This is a genomic window from Biostraticola tofi, assembly GCF_004343195.1.
Taxonomy (GTDB): domain Bacteria; phylum Pseudomonadota; class Gammaproteobacteria; order Enterobacterales; family Enterobacteriaceae; genus Biostraticola; species Biostraticola tofi.
Genome location: NZ_SMCR01000028.1, coordinates 1 through 2,004, shown reverse-complemented (window position 1 = coordinate 2,004; position 2,004 = coordinate 1). Strand labels below are relative to the sequence as shown.

Sequence of the window (2,004 nt, the reverse complement as noted above, 5' to 3'; positions counted from 1 at the left end):
CGGCGTTGGGGACGCTGGCGGCAGGGCTGGCAGGCGGCCTGGCCGGCGGCGATGTGGCGAGCGCGGTGGCGGGGGCGCAGGCGGGGAAGAATGCGATTGAGAATAACTCGCTGAGTGGGGATCAGGCGCGGGAAAGTATCAAGCAGGGCGCAGCCAGCCTGAAAGAACAAGTCAGAGAAAAGCTGGGAGAAGGTGGACTCTCGGCAACGGTCAATGGTGTTATCAATGCAGCAGCCGATCTGGGAGATACCGCAGTAGGCACAGTGGATTATGGTGCAGATGCCGCGATGGCTTTAACAGCCTGTGCTATGGGAGACAGCTACTGTAATAAAGCGCTAAGTGATCTGGCAGGTAAAAATCAGGCGGTTGCAGATACAGTTACCGCGCTGATGAAGAGTGAAACCTGGTCAGCCATAGCCGATACTGTTAAACAGGCGTCTGAAGGAAATCAGGTTGCTCTGGAAGCCACGGGTGGGATGCTTGCGGGGATTATCGTACCGGGCAAGAAAGTACCGGGCGGTGTAGTTGCAACTGATGTAAATAAGGCAGAGTCAGCGATAACCAGCTCTGCTCATAGCGCAAGTAGTGGTTTGAACCTGAATAAATCCCTAGCAAGCGAAGCGCAATTGGCAGAACTTGCTAAAAATGGAGGGAAACCAGTAGCTGGATCTGGAGCCGAAAAAACTCTTCGTGATGCGCCTCGTCTAGCTGCAGAATATGGGGGTAATGCCTCTGACTGGAGTAAGATAACCAGCAGTAGTTACAAAGCTGCGGATGGCACGGTATTTGAAATCCATGCGTACCGAAATACGGTTACAGGCCAGATGGTTGAACCTAAAAGTATTCCATTACTGAAATGATGATTTCTTATGAAAGTAACATGCATTGAAAATAGACTAACGAGTAACCAGAAACTGAAGTTAGGTATCGCCACGGAAAATGATTTTAAATATCCGTTTGAAATTGGTGAAACATACACGGTTTTAGGTATCACTTGTCAGATGGGACAGACGATCTTAGAAATGCCTTATTTTTATATCTTTCCAGCACCTATGTGCTTGTTTAATATTGTTGATGATCGTCTATCCTCTTACTGGAAGCTTAGAAAGCGAAGTGAACATGGAATATCATTTTGGCCGGAAGAGTTCTACCAAGAGTACTTCCATGATGATCTAAGTGATGGTGTTCCTGAAGTGGTTGATATATACAAACAAGTTATAAAAAAACTCGAAGAAGAGTTCGCTTGATAACAAATCCCGGCCTAATGCCGGGATTTAGCTATGTAACTTAGTCAGTTACCCCTCGCCAACCGGATAATCTACTGCCCCGGTTCTGTCCGGACGGCGATCTTCTGCCCGGTCTCAAACCCCATCTGCGCCAGCCAGTGACCGCTAAGAATAAGCTGCGGCTGGGCGTGCCTCTGCCAAGGTTAGGGCGGTAGCCCACTTTGTAATGCCGCTCGCAATGTGGCTGCGGTGTTGCTTGGGATGTGGCGGGTTCTGACTTATGATGCTGCCTAGCCATAAACAACTCCTAATAGTTGTTGTGGTTAGCGGGCTGTCGGTGGTGAGACACCGTCAGTCTGCGCTAAAAATCGCTCTTTCAGCTGCCTGTCTCCTGCTGCTGCGCCTGCATAATCACAGCGTCCAGCATCTCGGCCATCATCTTCTTCTGTCGGGCTTTCGGAAGATGGCTTATCACCTAAATCTGCTGCTCAAGCCGCTATAGCAGTGCCACGCTTGCGTGGTGTTGTACGCTCCGACGCACCGCCGTGGATGTGCTGGTGTGCAAAGATATCGCGCTCAATGGCCAGCAGGTGGCTATCCGCCATGCCGACAACCACAGCGTCCAGACCCACCGGGTGGATCAAATGCAAAGCGGCCTGACCCTGGCGCTGTCGGGCCTGGTAGGCGGGATTGCCAACACGGCGGTGACCACCATCAACCAGGCCGGCACGCAAAGCAACGGCCGGCTGGCGGCGCTGGACGGCATCAAGTCGGCCCT

General features: G+C 51.7%; 4 protein-coding genes. 3 read left to right on the top strand and 1 reads right to left on the bottom strand.

The window, feature by feature from the left end; translation table 11 throughout:
• The coding region (locus tag EDC52_RS20375) for a VENN motif pre-toxin domain-containing protein (protein ID WP_196237783.1) at nt 1-860 on the top strand (860 nt) is incomplete at its 5' end.
• 9 nt (nt 861-869) lie between these two features.
• On the top strand, nt 870-1,247 hold the full coding sequence (locus tag EDC52_RS19750; RefSeq protein WP_131868052.1) for a hypothetical protein: 378 nt from the start codon (nt 870-872) through the stop codon (nt 1,245-1,247).
• A 71-nt stretch (nt 1,248-1,318) separates the two neighbouring features.
• Here the strand turns inward: EDC52_RS19750 and EDC52_RS20500 are convergent, their stop codons facing one another.
• Nucleotides 1,319-1,372 (bottom strand): hypothetical protein, encoded by a 54-nt coding sequence (locus tag EDC52_RS20500; RefSeq protein ID WP_407924239.1) that lies wholly within the window; start codon nt 1,370-1,372, stop codon nt 1,319-1,321.
• A gap of 411 nt (nt 1,373-1,783) precedes the next feature.
• Between EDC52_RS20500 and EDC52_RS19740 the strand changes: the two genes are divergently transcribed.
• The coding region (locus EDC52_RS19740; protein ID WP_131868050.1) for a hypothetical protein at nt 1,784-2,004 on the top strand (221 nt) is incomplete at its 3' end.